This is a genomic window from Curtobacterium sp. TXMA1, from assembly GCF_020162095.1.
Taxonomy (GTDB): domain Bacteria; phylum Actinomycetota; class Actinomycetes; order Actinomycetales; family Microbacteriaceae; genus Curtobacterium.
This window is the reverse complement of record NZ_CP083910.1, coordinates 1,947,872-1,970,148: the sequence shown is the minus strand read 5'-3', so window position 1 is coordinate 1,970,148 and position 22,277 is coordinate 1,947,872. Positions and strand designations below refer to the sequence as shown.

At 71.7% G+C, this 22,277-nt stretch carries 23 protein-coding genes and 1 pseudogene; 16 read left to right on the top strand and 8 right to left on the bottom strand.

Going from position 1 to position 22,277, the window contains the following annotated elements; genetic code table 11:
* Positions 1-24: 24 nt before the first annotated feature.
* A pseudogene (locus LCG91_RS09335) lies at positions 25-147 on the top strand (DivIVA domain-containing protein); the annotation flags it as partial.
* A 22-nt stretch (positions 148-169) separates the two neighbouring features.
* On the opposite strand, the gene LCG91_RS09330 reads toward LCG91_RS09335, so the two are convergent.
* Positions 170-1,267 carry an acyltransferase family protein gene (locus LCG91_RS09330; RefSeq protein WP_224441213.1) on the bottom strand — a complete coding sequence of 366 codons (1,098 nt, stop codon included), beginning with the start codon at positions 1,265-1,267 and terminating at the stop codon, positions 170-172.
* Between the two features lie 71 nt (positions 1,268-1,338).
* On the opposite strand from LCG91_RS09330, the gene LCG91_RS09325 reads away from it, so the two are divergent.
* The 5 genes from LCG91_RS09325 (at position 1,339) to LCG91_RS09305 (ending at position 4,908) form a co-directional block, all read left to right on the top strand.
* Entirely contained in the window at positions 1,339-2,178 is an 840-nt protein-coding gene (locus LCG91_RS09325; RefSeq protein ID WP_082687613.1) for an SDR family oxidoreductase, read from the top strand.
* 120 nt (positions 2,179-2,298) lie between these two features.
* Entirely contained in the window at positions 2,299-2,832 is a 534-nt protein-coding gene (locus tag LCG91_RS09320; RefSeq protein WP_174234737.1) for a phosphoribosyltransferase, read from the top strand.
* Positions 2,829-3,548 carry a Type 1 glutamine amidotransferase-like domain-containing protein gene (locus tag LCG91_RS09315; protein ID WP_224441212.1) on the top strand — a complete coding sequence of 240 codons (720 nt, stop codon included), beginning with the start codon at positions 2,829-2,831 and terminating at the stop codon, positions 3,546-3,548. Before LCG91_RS09320 ends, LCG91_RS09315 begins: the two co-directional genes overlap by 4 nt.
* A 5-nt stretch (positions 3,549-3,553) precedes the next feature.
* Positions 3,554-4,234: a uracil-DNA glycosylase gene (locus LCG91_RS09310; RefSeq protein ID WP_224441211.1), complete on the top strand. Its 681-nt coding sequence runs from the start codon at positions 3,554-3,556 to the stop codon at positions 4,232-4,234.
* Between the two features lie 65 nt (positions 4,235-4,299).
* The gene (locus LCG91_RS09305) at positions 4,300-4,908 is read left to right on the top strand and encodes a GNAT family N-acetyltransferase (protein WP_058729872.1); all 609 of its coding nucleotides are present in this window, start codon (positions 4,300-4,302) and stop codon (positions 4,906-4,908) included.
* 477 nt (positions 4,909-5,385) lie between these two features.
* On the opposite strand, the gene LCG91_RS09300 is transcribed toward LCG91_RS09305, so the two are convergent.
* A complete protein-coding gene (locus tag LCG91_RS09300; RefSeq protein ID WP_224441210.1) occupies positions 5,386-6,096 on the bottom strand; it encodes a FadR/GntR family transcriptional regulator in 711 nt (236 codons plus the stop codon).
* A 254-nt stretch (positions 6,097-6,350) separates the two neighbouring features.
* Here LCG91_RS09300 and LCG91_RS09295 point away from each other — a divergent pair, with 254 nt between their 5' ends.
* Both LCG91_RS09295 and LCG91_RS09290 read left to right on the top strand, forming a co-directional pair.
* Positions 6,351-7,910: a GntP family permease gene (locus LCG91_RS09295; RefSeq protein WP_224441209.1), complete on the top strand. Its 1,560-nt coding sequence runs from the start codon at positions 6,351-6,353 to the stop codon at positions 7,908-7,910.
* Positions 7,910-8,428 carry a gluconokinase gene (locus LCG91_RS09290; RefSeq protein WP_224441208.1) on the top strand — a complete coding sequence of 173 codons (519 nt, stop codon included), beginning with the start codon at positions 7,910-7,912 and terminating at the stop codon, positions 8,426-8,428. Before LCG91_RS09295 ends, LCG91_RS09290 begins: the two co-directional genes overlap by 1 nt.
* A 6-nt stretch (positions 8,429-8,434) precedes the next feature.
* Here LCG91_RS09290 and LCG91_RS09285 read toward each other — a convergent pair whose 3' ends face one another.
* Positions 8,435-9,349, bottom strand: coding sequence for a L,D-transpeptidase (locus LCG91_RS09285; protein WP_224441207.1), 915 nt, complete (start codon positions 9,347-9,349; stop codon positions 8,435-8,437).
* A 72-nt stretch (positions 9,350-9,421) separates the two neighbouring features.
* On the opposite strand from LCG91_RS09285, the gene LCG91_RS09280 reads away from it, so the two are divergent.
* From LCG91_RS09280 to LCG91_RS09270, 3 genes are read left to right on the top strand one after another with little or no spacing between them, the layout of a single operon-like run.
* Positions 9,422-10,738, top strand: coding sequence for a cytochrome P450 (locus LCG91_RS09280; protein ID WP_224441206.1), 1,317 nt, complete (start codon positions 9,422-9,424; stop codon positions 10,736-10,738).
* A gap of 58 nt (positions 10,739-10,796) precedes the next feature.
* Positions 10,797-11,375 (top strand): hypothetical protein, encoded by a 579-nt coding sequence (locus LCG91_RS09275; RefSeq protein WP_224441205.1) that lies wholly within the window; start codon positions 10,797-10,799, stop codon positions 11,373-11,375.
* Positions 11,376-11,394: 19 nt separating this feature from the next.
* On the top strand, positions 11,395-11,814 hold the full coding sequence (locus LCG91_RS09270) for a DUF4304 domain-containing protein (protein ID WP_224441204.1): 420 nt from the start codon (positions 11,395-11,397) through the stop codon (positions 11,812-11,814).
* Between the two features lie 181 nt (positions 11,815-11,995).
* On the opposite strand, the gene LCG91_RS09265 is transcribed toward LCG91_RS09270, so the two are convergent.
* Positions 11,996-12,736: a hypothetical protein gene (locus LCG91_RS09265; protein ID WP_224441203.1), complete on the bottom strand. Its 741-nt coding sequence runs from the start codon at positions 12,734-12,736 to the stop codon at positions 11,996-11,998.
* An 89-nt stretch (positions 12,737-12,825) separates the two neighbouring features.
* On the opposite strand from LCG91_RS09265, the gene LCG91_RS09260 reads away from it, so the two are divergent.
* Positions 12,826-13,542, top strand: a complete 717-nt coding sequence (locus LCG91_RS09260; protein ID WP_224441202.1) for a DUF6584 family protein — start codon at positions 12,826-12,828, stop codon at positions 13,540-13,542.
* Positions 13,543-13,599: 57 nt separating this feature from the next.
* On the opposite strand, the gene LCG91_RS09255 is transcribed toward LCG91_RS09260, so the two are convergent.
* The 3 genes from LCG91_RS09255 to LCG91_RS09245 all read right to left on the bottom strand — a co-directional run bounded on the left by LCG91_RS09255 (position 13,600) and on the right by LCG91_RS09245 (position 16,752).
* A complete protein-coding gene (locus LCG91_RS09255) occupies positions 13,600-15,264 on the bottom strand; it encodes an ABC-F family ATP-binding cassette domain-containing protein (RefSeq protein WP_224441201.1) in 1,665 nt (554 codons plus the stop codon).
* 72 nt (positions 15,265-15,336) lie between these two features.
* A complete protein-coding gene (locus LCG91_RS09250; RefSeq protein ID WP_224441200.1) occupies positions 15,337-15,990 on the bottom strand; it encodes a TetR/AcrR family transcriptional regulator in 654 nt (217 codons plus the stop codon).
* A 9-nt stretch (positions 15,991-15,999) separates the two neighbouring features.
* Entirely contained in the window at positions 16,000-16,752 is a 753-nt protein-coding gene (locus LCG91_RS09245; RefSeq protein WP_224441199.1) for an acetoacetate decarboxylase, read from the bottom strand.
* A 77-nt stretch (positions 16,753-16,829) separates the two neighbouring features.
* On the opposite strand from LCG91_RS09245, the gene LCG91_RS09240 reads away from it, so the two are divergent.
* Together LCG91_RS09240 and LCG91_RS09235 are read left to right on the top strand one after the other, a co-directional pair.
* Entirely contained in the window at positions 16,830-17,693 is an 864-nt protein-coding gene (locus LCG91_RS09240) for a 3-hydroxyacyl-CoA dehydrogenase family protein (protein WP_224441198.1), read from the top strand.
* A gap of 367 nt (positions 17,694-18,060) precedes the next feature.
* Positions 18,061-18,522: a hypothetical protein gene (locus LCG91_RS09235; RefSeq protein WP_224441197.1), complete on the top strand. Its 462-nt coding sequence runs from the start codon at positions 18,061-18,063 to the stop codon at positions 18,520-18,522.
* A 69-nt stretch (positions 18,523-18,591) separates the two neighbouring features.
* Here the strand turns inward: LCG91_RS09235 and LCG91_RS09230 are convergent, their stop codons facing one another.
* On the bottom strand, positions 18,592-19,614 hold the full coding sequence (locus LCG91_RS09230; protein WP_224441196.1) for a LacI family DNA-binding transcriptional regulator: 1,023 nt from the start codon (positions 19,612-19,614) through the stop codon (positions 18,592-18,594).
* 227 nt (positions 19,615-19,841) lie between these two features.
* On the opposite strand from LCG91_RS09230, the gene LCG91_RS09225 reads away from it, so the two are divergent.
* Together LCG91_RS09225 and LCG91_RS09220 are read left to right on the top strand one after the other, a co-directional pair.
* The gene (locus LCG91_RS09225; protein WP_224441195.1) at positions 19,842-20,834 is read left to right on the top strand and encodes a glycosyl hydrolase family 32; all 993 of its coding nucleotides are present in this window, start codon (positions 19,842-19,844) and stop codon (positions 20,832-20,834) included.
* A 97-nt stretch (positions 20,835-20,931) separates the two neighbouring features.
* Positions 20,932-22,257: an ABC transporter substrate-binding protein gene (locus LCG91_RS09220; RefSeq protein WP_224441194.1), complete on the top strand. Its 1,326-nt coding sequence runs from the start codon at positions 20,932-20,934 to the stop codon at positions 22,255-22,257.
* Positions 22,258-22,277: the final 20 nt, after the last annotated feature.

Genomic DNA, 22,277 nt, shown 5'->3' with positions numbered 1-22,277 from the left:
CGCCCGGTGCCCGGGGACCGGACGATCACACCGGAGGAGGTGGCCGCCGTCCGCTTCCGCGCGACGAAGTGGCAGGAGGGCTACGACCAGGACGAGGTGGACGACTTCCTCGACGAGGTCGTCGTCGCGCTCCGGGCACTCGGCCGCTGACCCCGGGGCGAGTCGCCCCTCAGCGCTCGACGGGCTCGCGACGGAACAGCCAGTCGACCTTCGGCTCGAGCAGCCACCGCATGCCGCGGCGCACGAACGGCTGGGCGAGGAACAGGCTCACCGCGCAGGCCACGACGACCATGAGCAGCACGTACGGCCACGCCGAGTGCTCCCCGGCCAGGATCCCGGACTCGCGGATCGGGTAGAGCACGAACGTGTGCAGCAGGTAGACGGACATCGTCGCTGCCCCGAACCGGGTGATCCACACCGTCCGGCGCGGCACGAGCAGCAGGAACGACGCCGTCAGCACGGTGGCGAGCAGCACCAGGCCGAGCCGGACGCCGCCCGCCCACCAGGCGTCCTCGCCGAGCCCCGAGTACGAGTCGTCGTAGAAGAACCAGTGGTGCAGGTCGAAGCCCTTGAACTGCGGGATGAACAGCAGGCACGCGACCGCCCACGACGCGAACACCCCGACCGCGGCCGCGCGGATGCGGACCACGACCCGGCGGGGTGCCTCGTACCAGCGGTCGAACACGCCCCACCGCTTCACCTGCCACCCGAGCAGGAAGAACGGCAGCAGGCTGATGGCCCGACCGAGCGAGAAGGTCGAGTCCACGTTGTCGAGGTACCCGACGCCGACGCTCAGCACGACGGCCCAGAGGAGTGGCCACCGCAGGATCGCCAGGTACGGCAGGATCAGCCGGAAGATCCCCAGGGCCAGCAGGAACCACAGCGTCCACGTCGGCTTCGTCGGGTTGAACTCCTTGCCGCCCTCGACGACGGCCTGCACCACCGTCCAGATCGTCTGCATGACGATGTACGGCACCACGATGTCCGTGAAGGTGCGGCGCATCCGCTCGGCCGTCGGCGTCGCGGCGGACGAGAAGTACCCGCTGATCACGCCGAACGCCGGCATGTGGAACGCGTAGATGAACGTGTAGAGCGCCAGGGCGTGCTCGCTGCCGGCCGTCTGCCGCTGGATCGCGTGCCCGATCACCACGAGCGTGACGGCGACGAACCGAGCGGTGTCCCACATCGGGATCCGTCCCGGCGACCGGCCCGGCTCGAGCGGCGTCGTCGGGACCGAGGGCGCTGGGGGAGCGGCGTCCGTCGTCATGGCCGGTCACGCTACCCGATCGCGGTCCGTCGTCCTCGGTACGGTGGTGGCCCGACCACCAGGAGGACTCCATGGCAGCACGTCCCGACACCGAGCGTCCCGACACCGGGCGGTCCGGTACCGCCGACCGACGCGCGGACGACCGTCTCGCCGTCGTCACCGGCGCGAGCTCGGGCATCGGCGCGGCGACCGTCCGGCTGTTCCGCGAGCACGGCTGGCAGGTGCTCGCCGTCGCCCGGCGTCAGGAGAAGCTCGAGGCGCTCGCCGCGGAGACCGGCGCCTCGTTCCTGGTCGCCGACGTGACCGACGCCGACGCGGTCGCGGCGCTCGCCGCACGGGTGGACGGACTCGGCGGCGCGGACGTGCTCGTGAACAACGCCGGTGGTGCCCTCGGCTCCGCGAGCGTCGAGGAGTCCGACGTCGAGGACTGGCGCGCGATGTTCGAGGTGAACGTCATCGGTACGAAGCGCGTCACGGCCGCCCTGCTCCCGCAGCTCCGGCGTCGTGCGGCCACGGCGGGGGTCGCGGACGTCGTGACGGTCACGAGCACGGCGGGGCACGTGGCGTACGAGAACGGCGGCGGGTACAACGCCGCGAAGTTCGCCGAGCACGCGCTGGTCGGCGCCCTGCGGCTCGAGCTGAACGGCGAGCCGCTGCGCGTGGTCGAGATCGCTCCCGGACTGGTCAAGACCGACGAGTTCGCGTTGACGCGGTTCCGGGGCGACCGTGCGAAGGCCGACGCGGTGTACGCGGACGTGCCGGACCCGCTCGTCGCCGAGGACGTCGCCGAGGCGATCGTGCACGCGGTCGAGCTGCCGGCGCACGTCAACCTCGACCTGGTGACGGTGCGGCCGGTCGCGCAGTCCGCGCAGCACAAGCTCGCCCGCGGGCCGCTGACGCCCAGGAGCTGACGCGCTGCGGGCCGGTCGCCCGCTCCCGGCCCACGCGGTCGAGGCTGCGCACCGACCCCGGCGCGCGCGGTGTCGGCGCACGGGTCGCGGCGGGCGGCTCCCTGCCGGTACCGTGGGCAGATGCCGATCAGCAGCGAACCCGGGCACGCCGAGCAGGCGCCCTCGACCGTGACCGTGACGAGCGGGCCCGAGGTGCTCGGTTGGCTGGAGTTCGGCGATGCGGCACGGCTGCTCGCCAAGGACGTCCTGTCGTCCGGCTTCGAGCCGGAGGTCGTCGTCGCGGTCGCACGCGGCGGACTGATCATCGCCGGAGCCGTGGCCTACGCGCTCGGTACGAAGGAGTGCGGCTCGATCAACGTCGAGTTCTACACCGACGTCGAGCAGCGCCTGGACGAGCCCGTCATCCTGTCGCCCGCCCTCGACGCGCCGAGCCTGTCGGGCAAGCGCGTCCTGGTCGTCGACGACGTGTCCGACTCCGGTCGCACCCTGCGCCTGGTGGTCGACATCATCCGGAACGCCGGTGCGGACGTCCGGAGCGCATGCCTGTACTCGAAGCCCGGCACCGTGCTCGAGCCCGACCACGTCTGGCGTCGTGTCGACGGGTGGATCACCTTCCCGTGGAGCGCCCTCGCCCCGGTGACGGCCGAGTCGTGAGCATCCACCTCGTCGGCGGGGGTCCCCTCGTCGCGGCGGACGTCGCCGCACCGTTCCTGGCCGAGGCCACCGCGCGTTCCGCGGCCGTCGGCCGGAGCGTGCCCCGCATCGCCCTGCTCTCCGTGACCGGTCCGACCGGAGCCACGCCGTCGTCGACCCCGGACATCGCCGAGGTGCTCGGCGGCGCGCGGCAGGCCGAGGTCCTGGTGACCGAGGTCGCAGCGGGCGAGGTCTTCACAACCACCGTCCTCAGCGACGTGGACGCGCTCGTGATCGGCGGCGGGGTCACCCCGGCCTACCTCGACGCGATCCAGCCGCTCGTCGACCAGATCCGGCTCCTGGCCTCCGACGGGCTGCCGTACCTCGGCTTCTCGGCCGGCGCGATGGTCGCGGCCGACCGCGCACTCGTCGGCGGCTGGCGCATCGGCGGCGTCGAGGTCTGCCCGGAGGAGTCGTCCGAGGGCCTGGACGAGGTGGAGCTCCGTGAGGGGCTCGGGCTCGTCGACCTGACGATCGACGTGCACGCCGTGCAGGCCGGCACGCTCGCCCGGCTGATCGCCGCGGCCGAGGCCGAGTTCGTCACGGCCGGGCTCGCGATCGACGAGGACACCGCGCTGGTCGTCGGCGAGGGTGCGCTCGAGGTCCGCGGGACGGGCAGCGTCTGGCGCGTGGTCGCCGGCGACGAGTCCGTCTCCGTCGCGACCATGGGCGCCTGAGCCCCGTGCGGCCGCACCCGCTGCGGGACCTGGTGGACCCCGGGTGGGCCGAGGCCCTCGCGCCGGTGGAGGACGACGTGCACCGGATGGGGGACTGGCTCCGGGACGAGGTCGCCGCCGGTCGTCACTACCTGCCCGCCGGCGACGTCGTCCTGCGTGCCTTCACGCAGCCCTTCGACGACGTGAAGGTGCTCGTCGTGGGCCAGGACCCGTACCCGACCCCCGGTCACCCGATCGGGCTGTCCTTCGCGGTCGACCCGCACGTGCGGCCCGTCCCGCGGAGCCTGGCGAACATCTACCGCGAGCTCCACGACGACCTCGGCGTGACCCCGCCGCAGCACGGCGACCTGCGGGCGTGGTCGGAGCAGGGCGTCCTGCTGCTCAACCGGGTGCTGACCGTCGAGGCCGGTGCCGCCGGCAGCCACCGCGGCAAGGGCTGGGAGGCCGTCACCGACCAGGCCGTCCGAGCGCTCGTCGCCCGGCGGAAGCCCCTGGTCGCCGTGCTGTGGGGCGCGCAGGCCGCGTCGGTCCGCCCGCTGCTCGGCGACACCCCGGTGGTGGCGTCCGCACACCCGTCACCGCTCAGCGCGTCCCGGGGCTTCTTCGGCAGCAGGCCGTTCTCGCAGGTCGACGCGTTGCTCCGCGACCAGGGCGCGGACCCGGTCGACTGGACGCTCCCCGCCTGAACGTCGCCGCCTGATCGTCCGCGGCGCAGCGTCCCCGGCCGGACCGCACCCCGTAGGCTCGGACCGTGCTCGAGGAGGAATACCAGCGCCGCCGTGTCCTGCCGCGACACCTGCGCGCGCCCGTGCCCGCCGAGGCGTCGTTCTCGTACACGATCCGGGCCGCAGAACCGCGGGACCTGCCCGACGTCCGTGAGATCCACACGCACTACGTCCGGAACTCGTCGGTGACGTTCGACCCGTCGGCCTTCACCTTCGCCCGGTGGAAGCAGCGCTACGACGAGGTCCGTCGCCGCGGGCTGCCGTTCCTCGTCGCGGAGAACCCGTCGGGGCAGATCCTCGGGTACGCCCTGGTCGACCCCTGGAACCCCCGCGACCGGTCGAACCACGTCGTCGAGGACTCGATCTACCTCGGTGCCGCGTCGGGCGGCAAGGGGCTCGGACGGGCGCTCATGGAGGCACTGCTCGAGGAGTGCCGCGCCGCCGGCGTCCGCGAGGTCATCGCCGTGATCGCCGACCGGCAGGCCGAGGCCTCGATCCGCCTGCACGAGCGGCTCGGCTTCGAGGAGGTCGGTCGCATGGGCAAGGTCGGCTTCAAGTACGACCGGTGGCTCGGCACGGTGACGATGCGGCTCCGCCTGCGCGGGCCGCGGCTGTTCGCCCGCGCGCGGCGCTGACGCGCGCGCGCCGGGCGCCGGCGTGGGCGTGTGAGGTGCCCGTCGCCGCCGCTGCCGCAAGACGCCGGCGTCGCCCCGAGACCCCACCGGTGTGCACGAGACGCCGGCGTCGCCCCGAGACCCCACCGGTGTGCACGAGACGCCGTCTGGATCGCGGCGTCTCGCCGCTCGGGCGGCGTCTCGCGCCGCGTCGCGTCCCGCGCGGGGCGAGCTCGGTGGCCGAGGCGGGGCGACGGTGGATGCGGGGCTGCGCCGGACGGGAGGCGCGTGGCGGACCCGCCACGAGCCTCCCGTCCGCCCGTTCCTTCCCATCACGCGTGCGATGCCTGGTCGTTCCGGGCGTACCTGGTGCTTCGGGAACGTCAGGTACGCCCGGTACCGCCCGGTGTGCCCGGTTCCGCCCGGTGTGCCCGGTTCTGCCAGGTACGCCCGGTTCCGCTGGGTGCGCGTGCCTGCACCAGCGCACCAGCGCGCCCGTCAGGTGCCCGGCGCCTCGGCGATGAACTCGTCGCGCGTGACGCGCAGCAGCGCCGTCGCTGCCTCCCCAGCCGCGGCGGCGTCCCCCGCGACGACCGCCAGCGCGACCGCCTCGTGCCGGACGGCGGCGTCGCGGGTCCAGCGGGAGATGGTGTCGCGCGACTCCGAGGTCCGGGTCCGCAGCAGTGCCTCGACGGTGCCCGCGAAGTGGGTGAAGACGGCGTTGCCCGACCCGGTCAGCAGCGCGCGGTGGAAGCGCACGTCGGCCTCGAGGTAGGCGTGGCTGTCCTCGCGTCCGCAGGCGTCGAGCATGTCCCGGGCGGCGAGCAGGACCGCCTCGCCCGACGGACCCGGGCCCGCCGCGCCCGCGACGAGCGCCGCCGCCACGGGTTCCACGCCGAGTCGGAGTTCGAGGAGCTCCCGCTGCTGCACGAAGTAGGCGGGTGAGGCGCCGCGCCACCGGATGACGGTCGGCGCGAGGAGCTCCCACGAGGTCAGGGGGAGCACCTGGGTGCCGACACGCTGCCGTGGCTCGACGAGGCCGAGGGACTGCAGGACGCGCAGGGCCTCGCGCACGACGGACCGGGACACGCCGAACTCGCCCGCGACGAGCTCCGGTCGGACGACCGTGCCGGCGGGCAGGACCCCGTCGGCGATGCGCTGCCCGAGGGTCTCGAGCACGTGGGCGTGGAGCCCGCGGGCCGTGGTCATCGTTCCTCCGGGGTGCGGTTGGGGTGGACGCGCGCCGTGGGGTGCTCCTGTGACGCGATCTCCATCGAAGCGGCAGACTGCGCCGCAGGGCGGGTGCCGCGCGGCAGATCGTTGTACAGTCTGATTTATCAGATTATTGGGCGGCTACGGAGCCGCCCGGGTGGTCACCCCGAACGGCCACCCGCGCGTCACCACCAGCAGACGCACACGAAGGCGACGGAGCCGCGAGGCAGCGGCTCCAGGAAGGGGCACAGATGCCTCACGCACCCACCGGAGGAACGGCGCCGGCCGACGCGTTGCACGGGCTCACGGTCCTGGCCGCCGAGGGTGGCGGGACGCAGACGGTCGATCCGTCCGGCCCGATCGGGCAGCTGATCGTCGCCGCCCTGCTCGGCATCGTGGTCATCATCGTGCTCATCACGTGGCTCAAGGTGCACCCGTTCGTCGCGCTGACGATCGGCGCGCTCGGCGTCGGCATCGGCGCCGGGCTCGCCCCGGACAAGACGGTGACGAGCTTCGGCAACGGCTTCGGTGCGACGATGACGAGCGTCGGCATCCTGGTCGGCCTCGGCTCGATGTTCGGGCGGATGCTCGTCGACTCCGGCGCCGCGGACCGCGTGGTCGACACCCTGGTCCGTCGATCGTCGAAGGCCGCGCTGCCGTGGACGATGGCGCTCATCGGCGCACTGATCGGCCTGCCGATGTTCTTCGAGGTCGGCCTGGTGCTCCTCATCCCGATCATCGTGCTCGTCGCGAAGCGCAGCGGTGTCCCGATCATGAAGATCGCGGTCCCCGCGCTGGTCGGTCTCTCCACGATGCACGCGTTCGTCCCGCCGCACCCCGGCCCGCTCGTCGCGGTCTCCACGGTCGGCGCGAACCTCGGCACGACGCTCGCGTTCGGCATCGTGCTGGCGATCCCGGTGATCATCCTCGCCGGTCCCGTCTTCGCGCGCTTCGCCGCTCGCTGGGTCGACATCCCGGCGCCCGACATGTTCGGCTCGCGCGGCTCCGTTCCGTCCGGCGGATCCGGCCCGTCGGACCCCGCGCACGCCGGCCGGGAGGCACGCCGCGGCCCCGCCACGCAGGACACCGCGTCCCTGCCGAACGGCAAGAGCGACTTCACCCGCGTGATCAGCGAACCGCGCAGCCCGTCGTTCACCGTTGCGCTCGTCGGCATCCTGCTGCCGGTCGTGCTCATGCTCGCCCAGGCCGTCCGCGAAGCGGTCGCACCCGACGCCGCCGGCGGCTGGGTGTCGCTGCTCGACTTCCTCGGCACCCCGATGATCGCGATCGGCATCGCGACCGTCTTCGCGATGGTCTTCTTCGCCATCGGCGGCGGGATGGACCGCAGCGCCGTCGCGAAGTCCCTCGAGGACGCGCTGCCCCCGGTCGCCGGCGTGCTGCTCATCGTGGGCGCCGGTGGCGGGTTCAAGCAGGTGCTCATCGACACCGGCATCGGCGGCGTGATCGCCGACGCGGTGCAGGAGTCCGGCATCTCGGTGCTGCTCGTCGCCTGGGTGGTGTCCGCCCTGGTGCGCGTCGCCACGGGGTCGGCGACGGTCGCGACGGTCACGGCCGCGGGCATCATGGCCCCGATCGCGGCCGACCTGTCCACGCCCGAGACGTCGCTGCTGGTGCTCGCGATCGGTGCCGGCTCGGTGTTCCTGTCGCACGTCAACGACGCCGGCTTCTGGCTCGTGAAGGGGTACCTCGGCACCACGGTCGGACAGACGTTCAAGACGTGGACGGTGCTCGAGTGCCTCATCTCGGTGATCGGTCTCGTCGGCGTCCTCATCGCGGGGGTGTTCTTCTGATGGCGGGCACCGCTCCGAGCGTCCTCGTCGTCATGGGCGTCTCGGGTTCCGGCAAGTCGACGCTCGCGGCGACCGTGGCCGACCGCCTCGGGTGGGAGTTCGCCGAGGGCGACGACATGCACCCGGCCGCCAACGTCGCGAAGATGGAGGCCGGCACCCCGCTCACCGACGAGGACCGCTGGCCGTGGCTCGGGACGATCGCGGAGTGGATCCGGTCGCACCTGGCCGACGGGGTCCCGGGCGTCGTGACGTGCTCCGCGCTGAAGCGCTCCTACCGCGACGTCCTGCGGGCTCCCGGGGTGGTGTTCGTGCACGTCGCCGGCGATCCCGCGCTCGTCGAGCAGCGGATGGCCGCCCGGGCGGGACACTTCATGCCGACGTCGCTGCTCGCCTCGCAGCTGGCGACGCTCGAGCCGCCCCAGCCGGACGAGGCGCACCTGACGGTCTCGTCCGAGCGCTCGCCGGACGAGGAGAGCGCGGACGTCGTGGCCCGGCTGGGGCTCGGAGCCGTCCGCTGAAGGCCGTCAGCTGAACCAGATCGCGGTGCCGACCGGTAGCTCGGACAGGGTCTTCGTCATCGCGGCGGAGATCCGGACGCACCCGTGCGAGCTGCCGTTGCGGTCCGGGTAGTAGTGCAGCGCGGTGAGCGCCGCGTTGCCGCCGTACTGCGGGATCCGGGACGAGTGGGCGCCGGTCAGGATGATCGGGTTGCCCTGCGTGTACGTCACCCGGGTGTCGACGTAGGCGGCCTCGACGTACGTGGCGGTGCTGGTCGGCGTCGGGTCGTCCGGGGTGCCGAGCCGTGCGGGTTCGGACGCCGCCACGGAACCGTCCCGGTGCACCACGGACACCGTCGACGCGGCCACGTCGACCTGGATCATCCGGTCGGTCGCCGCGATCGTGAAGTCGGCGGCACGCGCCCAGGCGAAGGTGGCGCTCGGGGCGGTCGGGTCGCCGCCGTCACCGGGCGTGCGGTTGCGGGCGGGGGTCGAGACGAGCACCATCCCGCCGTCCTCCCCGTCCGAGCGGCCCCACACTGCGGTCGCGGCGGGCGTCTCGATCGTGGACACCGTCGAGGCGAGGGTGGCGACCGGTCGGGCATTCGGCGAGGGGTCGGCGTAGAGCGCGACGAGGCGCTGCTTCGGCGTGGCGATCTCCCACCGGTTGTCCGGGCGCACCCGGCTGCCGTCGAGCAGCTCCGGGACGACGGCGTCGTGGTAGGCCAGGGGGAGTGCGGCCAGCTCGGCCTCGGACGCCGCTGCCGGGATCGCCGGCAGTGTCGGCGTCGGCGTCGGCGTGGTCGTCCGCGTCGGCGCCGGGGCTTGCGCGACGGTCGTGGCCACGGGCTCCGACTGCTGCACGGCCGCGCCGATCCCCACCGCGGCGAGCGTCGCTGCCGCCACCGCACCGATCGTGATGCCCCAGGTCCTGCGTCGCATGTCCCCTCCTGCGCACAGTCCACCAGATCCCGGCCGTGAGGGCACCTCGGGATGCGCTGGCAGCATGGCGACATGGCGATCGACGACTCCCTCGGACTCCTCACCCGCGGCTACGGCTTCGGTGCCCACCTGTGGCGGCGCACCACCCCCGGCGCCCGCGCGGTGCCGTTCCGGCTGCTCGGCCGACCTGCGCTGCTCGTGCGGGGCAGGGAGGGTGTCGATCTCTTCTACGATCGCTCCCGCACCCGGCGGCACGGTGCGATGCCCGCCCTGGTGCAGCGGACCCTGTTCGGCGTCGGGTCGGTGCACTCGCTCGACGGCGCGGAACACCGGCACCGCAAGGCGACCTTCGTCGACGTCGCGTACGAGGACGAGCAGGTCCGTCGCCTCGCACCGTTCCTCGCCGAGGAATGGGCACGCGAGCTCGACGCCTGGCTCGCCGGTGGACGGCTGTCGGCGTACGACGCCGCGGTCGGCGCGATCGGGCGGGCGGTCATGCGCTGGGCCGGACTCCCTGGCACCCCGGCTGCGAAGACCCGGTGGGCTGCGAAGCTCGCGCAGGTCGTCGACGGGTTCGGCGTGCCGTACTCGCCGGAGTACCTCCTCGCCGTGCTGAACCGGTACTGGTCGGACCGACACGCCGCCCGGCTCGTCGAGGCGGTCCGCGGCGGACGGCTGCACCCCGCCGAGGGCACGGCACTGCACGAGTGGGCTTGGCACCGTGACCAGGAGGGCGCCCTGCTCCCACCGCGGACCGCGGGCATCGAACTGCAGAACTCGATCCGTCCCGCGATCGCCGTCGCCCGGTTCGTGGCCTTCGCGGCGAAGGAGCTCCACGACCGGCCCGAGTGGCGCGTCCGGATCGCCGAGGAGACCCGGTCCCGCGGCTCGCTCGTCGACGGGCCCGTCGCTGTCGCGTTCGCGCAGGAGATCCGCCGCACCGCCCCCTTCGTCCCCGTGCTCCCGGCATGGGCGACCGAGGACGTCGAGCTCGACGGCGAGCACCTCCGCAAGGGCGGCCGGGTGGTGCTCGACATCCTCGGCACGGACACCGACGAGCGCTCCTGGCCCGACGCCGACCGGTTCGACCCAGCAAGGTGGCTCGACGTCACGAGCTGGGACGACGTCGAGGCCGTGGCGACCTTCGTGCCGCACGGTGGAGCGGACGTCGCCACCGGGCACCGGTGCCCGGGGGAGAAGGTCGCGGTCGCGGCCCTCGCCACCGCCGTCGCCGTGCTGAGCGACCCGCGGATCGAGGTGCATGACGAGGGGCTCGGCGTCGACCGACGCCGGATGCCGACGAAGCCCGCCTCGAGTGGTCGGGTGACGCGCCGCGACGCGGGCACCGCACGGGCCGGCGGCTGCCCCTTCCACCGGGCGGCGCACTGACCGACTCGCCGAGGCCCGGTCAGCGCGGAGACGGTGCCCGTTCGTGCACCATGAGGACGTGCGTTTCGACACCGTCCTGGCCGCGACCGACGTCCCGATCCTCCGGGGAGAAGTCGCAGCGCTGCGGCGACCTGCTCGACGATTCGCTCGCGGGGTGACCGCGGCCCGGAGCGGCTCGTCGCAGCCGCGGCAGTTCCAGCTCGTCGTGGACGAGAGCGACGAGAGCTGGACGTTCGATCGGCAGGGCGACCGTCACCGAGACCGGTACGCGGACGGCGTCCTCCACTCGGTCGACGGACCGGTGGAGGTCAGCTTCGCCCGCAGCGGCACGGTTGCTCCGGCGGTCCGGATGCTCACCCCGGAGCTCCTGCCGATGTGGGGCTCGCCCGCGAGCTTCGCTCCGGTCCTGGTGCAGCGGCTCCGCGGCCACTGGCTGCTCGTGACGTGCGAGCACGAGCACGACCCCGCGGACCGGATGACGGCGGTCATCGACGAGCGGGACGGTGTCGTCCGCCGCTGGTACGGCACGAGCGAGGTCGTGGTGCTCACGGAGGTCCGAGTGATGGCGGATGATGAGCCCGAGCCGTCACGCCCTCGCTTCTCGCGCCTGTCCACGTGGCCGGCGCTCGCGTACTGAGGGCTGCGGAGATGACGAGATGATCACAGCTGAGGTGGTGCTGCGGGATCGCCTGCGAGCGGCGGGGTTCCGGAAGGCGAGGAACCGGCGGTGGTTCATCGACCAGCAAGGGCTCTGGGTGGAGCTCGAGCTCCAACGGTCCCGGTACGGCGGACGGAGCTTCATCAACATCGGGCTCCACCTCGACGACCCCGACGGGAGTGGCAGACGAGACGTCTACACCCGTCTCGACGTCTGGGTGGACCGTGACGACATGGAGGACATGCTGCTGGACGAGAACCCGGAACTCGAGCGGCAACTCGCTGCACTGACGGAAGACGTGATCATCCCGTTCGTCCGGACGTTGACCGTTCCCTTCATGCGTTCGCCCCAGGGGCACGAGCTGCTCGGCCTCGCGCAGATCTCCGAGGAGGCGGCGCACACCTTCCACTACGCATGACGCGGTGACTGGGGTGGCGCCGTCCTCGGCGCGCCGACCGTGGGCTGCCGTCGGCTGGGGCGCGGCGTGTCTCGCGCTCTTCGTCGGCGTGCTCCGCCTCCTCGCGCTCACGACCGAGCACGACGGCGCGATCCGTTCCGCGTGGGAGCACGGCTTCGGCGCCCAGCTCTACGTTCAGCGCTCAGTCGTCGGGACCGCCCTCGACCCAGTGGTGGCTTTCGTCCCAGTCGTGTTGCTCGGTGATCACCATGGCAACACCAGGGACCGCCCATTCGAGATCCAGCAACGTCGGGCGCATGTCCGAGGCAGTCGCGATGCTGATGCGATCGACGTGCTGCAGGCGGAGGATCGGTGACCAGTCGCGGTTGACGGGTTCGACACCGAAGTGGACTTCGCGCAGCAGCGGAAGTTCCGCGAGGAAGTCCAGGCTCGGGGTGGTCGACCGTCCACGCTCGGTACCCGGGAAGACGGCGAGGTACTCAAGGCGTTTGCAGGCGCCGATGGCGCTGTAGTCCCGCGCGCGGAAGGTGCCGGTCAGCACGAGCCTCCGGAGCGAGGGCACGTCGGCAAGGGGAGCCAAGTCGATCAGAGCTGGTGCGTCGTGGAGCTCCAGCGTCTCGAGCGATCGCATGCCGATCAACGGGCGGAGGTCGTCGTAGTCACCCCACTTGGTGATGAGGGTCTCGAGTTGTGTCTGCCCCTCGAGTGACGCGAAGAGCCGTTTGGGGGTCCTGCTCGTGAACTCCAACTCGCGGATCTGGCTCGGACCGGCGCCGAAGAAGTCGCACCACTCTGCGACGATCCGCGTGGCCATCGATCGCGGAACGTCGAGCTGCGTGGCCTGCACCGAGACGGCGAGATCGTCGTCGTAGTCCTCGGGCCGTTGCAGGACCACCCTCCCGTCATGGCCGATCGATCGCATTGCGTCATCTTTGCAGAGCGGTGACCGGAGATGATGAGGGGCGGGCGACGTGGACGACATCGAGCGCGCTCATGCTCCAGGATGAGCGGGTGCAGGATCACGAAGTCATCGACCGCGCCGCTGAACGGTGGGCGAGTGGCGAACGCGCTGAAGCGCTCGCGTCGTTGCGCACCCGCGTCCGGGCAGCGCCGGCAGCGCTCGACGTGCGGCTCGCGCTGGTCGAGCGGTACCGCGAGCTCGGCGCACCCGACCAGGCCGGTCGCTGGGGTCTCGCGGTCCCCGGACTCACGACGCCCGAGGAGCAGGACCGGGCCGCCCGGCTCTTTGCGGCCTCCGGTGTCGACGCCTCGGAACTGGCGATGTTTCTGGTGCTGCCCGAGGGAACGGCCCTGCCGGCTGAGGCTGCTGCGCTGCTGCCGGAGATCGACCGCTACCGGGAGGTCTTCCAGCAGAAGGCGTACGCGCGGTGGCGCGGTGTGGATCTGTCCGCGGACCGTCTCGGCAACGTGATCGAGGGCGCGCTCATCGTCGCCCTGTGCTCGTGGCTCGTGACGCTGGCGATCGTCTGGGGCGGCAGCATCCTCGGCGCGCAGATGACCGGCTTCGCACGGTGGGCGGCCGTGCTGTCGCTGACGTTCTGCGGGCTCTTCAGCGGCCTGATGGCCTTCCGGCGGGGCTCCGCAGGTCGACCGTGGGTCGCGGTCGCCTGGGGTGCCGCGTGTCTCGCGCTGTTCGTCGGCGTGCTCCGCCTCCTCACGCTCGCCTCCGAGCACGACGGCGTGATCCGTTTCGCCTGGGAGCACTGACCGGTCCGGGGACGGACGGGAGGCCCGTGGCGCGCCCGCCACGGGCCTCCCGTCCGGTCACACCTCCGTGACGCGACCCGCCTCGACCCGCCAGCGGCGGTGCAGCCGGACGGTGTCGAGCATCCGTCGGTCGTGCGTGACGAGCAGCAGGGTGCCGTCGTAGGACTCCAGGGCCTGCTCGAGCTGCTCGATCGCGGGCAGGTCCAGGTGGTTCGTCGGTTCGTCGAGGACGAGCACGTTCACCCCTCGGGCCTGCAGCAGCGCGAGGCCGGCACGGGTGCGCTCACCGGGCGAGAGCGCCGAGGAGGGCCGGCCGACGTGGTCCGCCTTCAACCCGAACTTCGCGAGCAGGGTGCGGACGTCCGCAGTGGTCATCTCGGGGACGAGCTCCTCGAAGGCCGCGGCCAGGGGTTGCTCACCGGTGAACGCCGCGCGCGCCTGGTCCACCTCGCCGATGGCGACGCTGGACCCCAGCGATGCGGATCCGCTGGTCGGCTCGGTGCGGCCGAGCAGGGCACGGAGCAGGGTCGACTTGCCGGCACCGTTCGGGCCGGTGATGCCGATGCGGTCACCGCCGGAGACCTGCAGGGAGACCGGGCCGAGCGTGAAGTCGCCCTGCTCGTAGACGGCGTCGGACAGGGTCGCGACGACCGCCGACGAGCGTGGGGCGCTGCCGATGGTGAAGGCGAGCTGCCACTCCTTGCGGGGCTCCTCGACCTCGTCGAGCCGGGCGATGCGCGACTCCATCTGCCGGACCTTCTGCGCCTGCTTCTCGCTCGACTCGCTGGCTGCCCGCCGACGGATCTTGTCGTTGTCCGGGTTCTTCTTCATCGCGTTCCGCACGCCCTGGCTCGACCACTCGCGCTGCGTCCGTGCACGGGAGACGAGGTCGGCCTTCGTCGCGGCGTACTCGTCGTAGGCGTCGCGCTTGTGCTGCCGGGCGATCTCGCGTTCCTCGAGGTACGACTCGTACCCGCCGCCGAACAGCCGGTGCGACGACTGCGCCAGGTCGAGCTCGAGGACGGCCGTCACCGAGCGGGCGAGGAACTCGCGGTCGTGGCTGACCAGGACGGCGCCGCCGCGCAGCCCCGTGACGAACTGCTCGAGCCGGTCGAGCCCGTCCAGGTCGAGGTCGTTCGTCGGCTCGTCGAGCAGGACGACGTCGAACCGTGAGAGCAGCAGTGCGGCCAGGCCAACCCGGGCCGCCTGCCCGCCGGACAGTGCGGTCATGTGCGAATCCGGACCGACGCCGGCGCCGTCCGGGGTCGCCTCGAGCCCGAGCTCGGCGAGCACGACCGGCAGGCGCTCGTCGAGGTCGGCGGCACCGGACGCCAGCCAGCGCTCGAGCGCGGCCGAGTAGCGGTCGGCCGCGGCGTCACCGGCGTCCGGATCGCCGAGGGCCTCCGCGGCGCGGTCCATGTCGGCGGTGGCGTCGGCGCACCCCGTGCGGCGGGCGACGTACGCCGCGACGGTCTCGCCGGCGATCCGCTCGTGCTCCTGGGGGAGCCATCCGACGAAGGCGTCCGGCGGGTTCGTCGACACCGTCCCGGCGAGGGGTTCGTCGACGCCGGCGAGCAGGCGGAGGAGCGTGGACTTGCCCGCACCGTTCACGCCGACCAGGCCGATGACGTCGCCCGGGGCGACGGTGAGGTCGAGGCCCTCGAAGAGCGTGCGGGCGGCGTAGCCGCCGGCGAGGTCCTTTGCGACGAGCGTGGCGGTCATCCGGCAATCGTCCCACGGGCGGGACCAGGGTCGGGCCGGTCGGGACGGCGCTCGGGCCGGGCAGTCGGCGGCTCAGGCCGGGCGGTCGGCCTCGTCGACCTCACCGACCACGTCGTCCGTCCGCCGCGTGAGTCCGAGGATGCACCCCTCGACCGCCGCGACCCGTACCTCGTCCGTCCCGTCGAACAGCACGCTCTGGCTGACCGCGCCGACGTGCGCCGCGACCACCGCCCGCGTGTAGAGCGCCGGGTCGACGGTGGGGACCCGACCGGCCCGTTCGAGCGCGGCGACGAGCAGCGGCTGGAGCGTCGCGTGGAACCGGTCGGTGTGTGCACGGAGCAGGGCGTTCACCTCGGGGTCGTGTCGCGCCCGCGTGGTGAGCACCGATCGGATCGCGTACCAGCGGTCCTCGGGGGGCAGGCCGTGCACGACGCCCTGCACGACCCCGTCGACCGTCGGGTGCCCGTCGAGCGCCGCCCCGAGCTCGTGTTCGAGCACGGCGAAGACGGCCTCGGCCTGCTGCTCGTAGACCGCGAAGAACAGCTCGTCGACCGTGCGGAAGTTCGAGTAGAACGCCCCGCGCGTGTAGCCGGCGCGGGCGACGACGGCCTCGACGCTCACCGAGGTCGACCCGGTCTCCCGGAAGATCGCGTCGGCGGCCGCGATGAGCGTCGCCCGGGTGCTGCTCCGCCGTCGGACGGTGCGCGGTGCGGCTGGTTCGGTCACGGCACCAGGCTAGGCCGAGGGTCGGTCGGCCAGGTAGTCGTGCACGGTTCGGACGGGGGCGAGCGTCAGGTCCGTCACGATGTGTGACGCCCGGACGACCTCGAGCACCGGCAGGTCCGCCATCGGCGCGAGCGCGTGCGCGAACAGCTGGAGCCGGGCGGGGCCGGTCCACGCCGACTTCACGGTCACGTCGGTGATCTCGGTGCGCACGAGGTCGGCCACCAGGTGGCGCTGGGTGCGCAGGTCCGGGACGAGCTTCACCATGAAGGTCGGCACGGTGATCTCCGCCAGGGCGGCGTCGTGGTCGAGCGGCTCCCACTCGTACGCCATGGTCGCGGTGGCCACGCGCTCGGTCCCGCGGTCGAGCGTGCCCACGAGTGCGCCCTGGTCGACCCGGAGCGCCGGGGTGCCGAGCACCTTCGGGTAGGCGCTGAGCTCGCGGCCGGCGAGCGTCGCGGCCGAGTTGTCGAGGTACATGGCGTGCAGGTACTCGCCGCGCTCGCCCTCGTGCTCGACCTGGATCGCCTGCCCCGACTCGACGTAGGGGCCGTACCCGTCGACCTCGCCCATCTTCATGACCTCGAACCGGACGAGCGGCTCGGTCACCTCGAGCGGCTCCGGGACCACGGCGCGCAGCGCGTCGGGGTCGGTGCGGTACACGATGTTGAAGTACTCGCGGTCCGTGAAGCGGGTCGGCCGGAGCGGGTACACCGGCGCGGCGAGTGGGGTGGTCAGGTGCTGGAGGACGTCGTCGGCGCGCATGCGCATCTCCTTCTCAACTCGGATACGATCTGTATCGAATACGAACTGTACCGAACTCGACCGAGAGCAGGAACCCCGTGCCCTACCAGCCGCCCCGCGACACCGCCGACCGCCCCGTGACCGTGATCGGCGGTGGGACCCTCGGCCGACGGATCGCCCTGATGTTCGCCAGCGGCGGGGCCGAGGTCCGGATCCACGACCTGTCCGACGAGGTCCGGGCCGCCGCGGTCGCGTACGTCGAGGAGACCCTGCCCGGGGTCGTGGCCGCGCGGGACGGTGCCAGCGCTGGCACGGTCCGCGGCGAGACCGACCTCGAGGCCGCCGTGGCTGGCGCGTGGCTCGTCGTCGAGGCGATCCCCGAGCGGCTCGACTTGAAGACGCCGCTGTTCGGACGGCTCGACGCCATCGTCGCGGCGGACACGATCCTCGCGTCGAACTCGTCCTCGTACGCCAGCCGCCTGGTCATCGACGAGGTCGAGCACCCCGAGCGCGTCCTCAACGTGCACTTCTACATGCCGCCGCAGCAGAACGCCGTCGACCTGATGAGCGATGGCCAGACCGATCCCGCCGTCATCGACCTGCTGCTCGATGTCCTACCCCGCTACGGCGTGCACCCGTTCCTCGCCCGCCGCGAGTCGACCGGGTTCATCTTCAACCGCATCTGGGCCGCCATCAAGCGCGAGGCCCTCGCGGTCGTCGCCGACGGCGTCTCGACCCCCGAGGACGTCGACGCCATGTGGCAGGTGAACAGCGGCGCACCGGCAGGGCCCTTCCGGATGATGGACCAGGTCGGCCTCGACGTCGTCCTCGACATCGAGGAGCACTACGCGGCCGAGGACCCGCACCTGCCCGAGGGGCCACGTCGGCTGCTGCGCGGGTACGTGGACGCCGGCCACCTCGGCGTGAAGACCGGACGCGGTTTCTACCGCTACGACGACTGACGTCGTCACCACCCGCCGGACGGGAGGCACGGTGCCGGGCCGTCCCGTGCCTCCCCTCCGGCCCTCGGTCGCGGTGTCCGTGCACCCGCTGCCGGCTGGATCGAGCCGTGTCGACGCTGATCGAGACCGTCCACCCGGAACCGCTGACGCTCGGCGGGTCACGGGAAGTCCTCCACCTGCTCTCGGCCCATCGCCCTCAGCGGTACCGGTGGTCCGGGTCCCGGCGCGGAGGTTCCGCGACCGGCGTGCAACTCCGGGAGCACTCTCGGTGCTCACCAGGTCGGTGGATGCGCAATGCCTCTGTGAGTGACTATCGGGTCTGCCTGGAACGTATGAGACGTTGTGCCTTTGAGAAGCACCGGATTCCTTGCGCCTCGGCTACATCGCAACAATTCAGTTTTTCCGTATCTGTTCGGTGCTACTGAGTGGGCGGGCGCAGGCGATGGCGGGTGACGATCTGCGTCCCGGAGCGCTCGCCCCGTTCGGCGCGGGGGTCGTGGCGTCCGCCGTCGGATTCGCGGTCCTCGTCCTCAGCGGGGTGACTTGGTTTGGTGATGTCGAGCCTGAAATCAAAGCTTCCGCTATGGCGCAAGAGTTTGGAAATGAGTCTGAGCACCTTGTGTTCGTCATTCCCGATCACATGAAAAGTGACGAGTGGCAAGAAATTGCGGACATGCCAGAGACGTTTGAATCGCAGATTCGGACCTTGTTCATGCATGCATGGGCTGAGCCGCAGCATGACCTGGGTTACAAGGGGGACCCTGACCCTGAGGTCAAGCGTGAACTGGCCTGGATTGCCGCTTCAGCGTGGGGGCCGATAGGACGTTGAACGAGGTCGCGAGAAAGCTGTCCGCAGAGAACTCGGGAGAACTGACATAAGAGCCAGATATCGGCCTGTTCAACGGGGTCGGTCGAAGGTTCGAATCGCTTGGGGCACAGCCGCTACCGATCCGCGCACTCGCACCGGCATCGGGACGAGGTGCTCGGCAGGCACCAAGTTGGGCTGCAGTAGTAGACGGACTGCCATTGCGCCCATCGCCTCGTAGGGGAGTGCGGCCGTCGTCAGGGTCGGCTCCAAGTAGAGCGCGATGTCGTCGTCGTCGAATGACACGATCGAGACTTGGTCCGGTACCGACAGGCCCACCTCGGCCAGTGCGCGGTACACGCCGAACGCGAGCCGGTCGTTTAGTGCGATCACAGCCGCGGGGCGTCGACCGGCGGCGAGCAGCTCTCGCATCGCGGCGTATCCGTGGTCAGGATCCCAGGGATGGCAGTCGACCTCGGCAAGCGGGACGACCCCGTGCGCCTCGAGTGCGGTCGTGATGCCGTCGAGACGTCGTTCGATCGCGGCGGTGCTCCACTCGACGGTGCTCGCACGGTCGCGGCCGATCACGACGACGTCGTCGGTGTGCCCGGCGTCGAGCAGTAGTCGCACGATCTCCTCGCCGCCGGCGCGCTCGTCGGCGAGCACGGTCGCCGTCGGCCGGGTCGCCACGGCGTTGAGCATCACCGTCGGGATGCCCCCGCCGACGTCGGGCAGGTCGACGGGGTGCGGGCGGATCGACGCGTAGACCAGGCCGTCGACTTGGTGGTCGATGAGGACGCCGAACGCCGCGGCCATCGCGTCCTGCTGGTCCTCGGTCTCGGTGATGAACAGCACGTGGCCCTGTCGCTTCGCCTCGGCTAGGGCGCCGCGGATCATCCCGCTGCCGAACCGGTCGGTGGTGATCGCCTCGGACACCAGCCCGATGACTCCGGAGCGACGGGTCGTCAGCGACCGTGCGGTCAGGTTCGGGCGGTATCCGAGCTCGCCCGCCGCGGCACGGATGCGCGCGGCGGCGTCCGCCGACACCCGGGAGGCGGGGTGGTCGTTGAGCACCTGCGAGACGGCCGCCTTCGACAGGCCGACCTGCTGCGCCACGTCGGAGAGCGTGACGCGCCGCGCGCTCACGGCAACTCCGCGGACTGTTTGCGCATCTGCTCATCATACGGGCTTGACAGGAGGTGATGAACCGGTACACCATTCGTGATTAACCGGTGCACCAATGCGGGTGCGACCGAAGACGACCTCGATGAAGAGTGGTGCCGAGCAGTGCGTGACCTCCTCCTGACCGACCCTGACCGTCTGTGCGGTGCACCGTGCTGAGAGTGCCCGATCACTGGGTGTGGGACTTCTGGTTCGCCGACGACGGTGCGCGCCACCACGTGTTTTTCTTGCAGGCGCCGACCGCCCTCGGCGACGAGGGCCGACGCCACCGCGCCGCCCGCATCGGCCACGCGGTGAGTGACGACCTTGTCCACTGGGAGCCGGCGGAGCAGCCGTTCGGACCCGGTTCCGGCGACGACTACGATGCGACGACGACGTGGACCGGCAGTGTCGTCCGCGGCGACGACGGCCTGTGGCGGATGTTTTACACGGGCACCCGGTTCGTCGCTGACGAGCCCGACCACACGAACGTCGAGACCGTCGGTGTTGCCGTGTCCGAGGACCTCCGCACCTGGGTCAAGCGCCCGGGCCCGGTGACCCGGGCCGACGCCCGCTGGTACGAGACGCTCGGCGCCGCACCGGACGCCGACGGCGCGGTCTTCCGCGAAGAAGCGTGGCGCGACCCCTGGGTGTTCCGGGACCCGGCGGGGGACGGCTGGCACATGCTCGTCACCGCGCGCACGAACTCGGGCACACTTGACGAGCGCGGGGTGATCGGCCACGCGGTGTCCACGGATCTCGAGCACTGGGAGGTCCGACCGCCGCTCAGCAGCCCGGGCTCCGGCTTCGTCCACCTCGAAGTCCCGCAGGTCGTCCAGGTGCAGGGCTGCTGGTTCCTGCTCTTCTCGTGCCCGGCCGAGGCGCTGAGCCCCGCGCACCCCGCCGCGGACACCACCCCCGGGACGTGGGTGATGCCGATCGACGACCCGACCGGCCCCTTCGACGTCACCCGCGCGCTCCCGCTCACCGACGCCACCCGGTACTCGGGCCGACTCGTGCAGCGCCGCGACGGCTCGTGGGCCCTGATGACCTTCAAGAACGGCGCCCCGGGCGAACCGCTACCCGGCGTACTCACCGACCCGGTCGACGTCGACGTTGTGGACGGACAGCTCGTCCTGCGTGCGACCACGTCCGCGGGCGCGGTCGCGCGCTGACCCCGACCCCTTCCTTCCCCTCCACACCCCTCCGGCTCCACAGCGCAGCGCTAGCGACCCGGAGGTCCCGACCGAAGAACCCCTCCAGAGGAGAACCATGAACACCAAGCACATCGCCCGTCGATCGGGGGTGGCCATCGCGGTGCTCGCGGTCGCCGCCGCCGCACTCACCGGTTGCTCGGCCGGTTCCGGATCCGGCAGCGCTGCCGGCGACGGCACCGGCGACATCACCGTCTGGGGCCACCAGGGCCAGACGAGCGAGGTCACCGCGATCCAGGACACCGTGAAGTCCTTCAACGCGTCGCAGAAGAAGGTGCACGTCACGCTCAAGCTGATCTCGGGCGATACGTACACGAGCACCGTCACGAACACCCCGACGAACAAGCTCCCCGACGTGCTCGAGATGGACGGCCCGACGCTCGCGAGCTACGCCTACAACGGCAAGCTCGCTCCGCTGACCGACTCCGTGTCGAAGTCGACCGTGTCGAACGCCACCGACGGTTCGATCGCCGAGGGCACGTACGACGGCAAGCTCTACGGCCTCGCCCAGTACAGCTCGGCGATGGGGTTGTACGGCAACAAGAAGCTGCTCGAGGCCGCCGGGGTGTCGATCCCGTCGTCCCCGTCCGAGGCCTGGACGCCGGAGCAGTTCTCCGACGCGCTCAAGAAGCTCGCCGCCGCGAACTCGTCGGGCAAGTCGCTCGACCTGTCCGAGTCGGCGCTCAACGGCGAGTGGGGCACCTACGGTTTCTCGCCGATGCTGCAGTCCGCCGGCGGCAACCTGATCAAGGGTGACAAGGCGTCCGGCGTGCTCGACTCGTCCGACTCGGTGAAGGCCCTCGAGGACATCGCGTCCTGGAAGCCCTACGTCGACTCGAACACCGACGGCAACGCGTTCCCGAACGGCCGCGTCGCGCTGAGCCTCAGCGGCCACTGGAACTACCCGACCTACTCCAAGGCGATCGGGAGCGACCTGGTCGCCCTGCCGCTGCCGAACTTCGGCGACGGCGAGAAGGTCGGCGCCGGCTCGTGGACGTGGGGCATCGGCTCGTCGACCAAGCACGGCAAGGCTGCCGGCGCGTTCCTCGACTACCTGCTCAACGACGCCAACGTGAAGGCCATCACCGAGGCGAACGGCGCCCCGGCGGCGACCAAGTCGGCGTTCTCCGCGCAGAGCGTCTACCAGTCCGGCGGCGGTCTCGCCCTCTGGGGCCAGCAGCTGGAGCAGTCGTGCCCGGCGACCGCGATCACGAAGAGCTGCATCGCCGTCTACCGCCCGGTGACCCCGGGGTACCCGGTGATCACGTCGAAGTTCGCCAGCGCGCTGTCCGCGGTCTGGGGCGGCGCCGACGCGAAGGAGCAGCTGACCGCGGCTGCGAAGTCGATCGACCAGGCCTACTCGGACAACAACGACTACAAGTGATCGGCCGTGGGGGCGTCGGA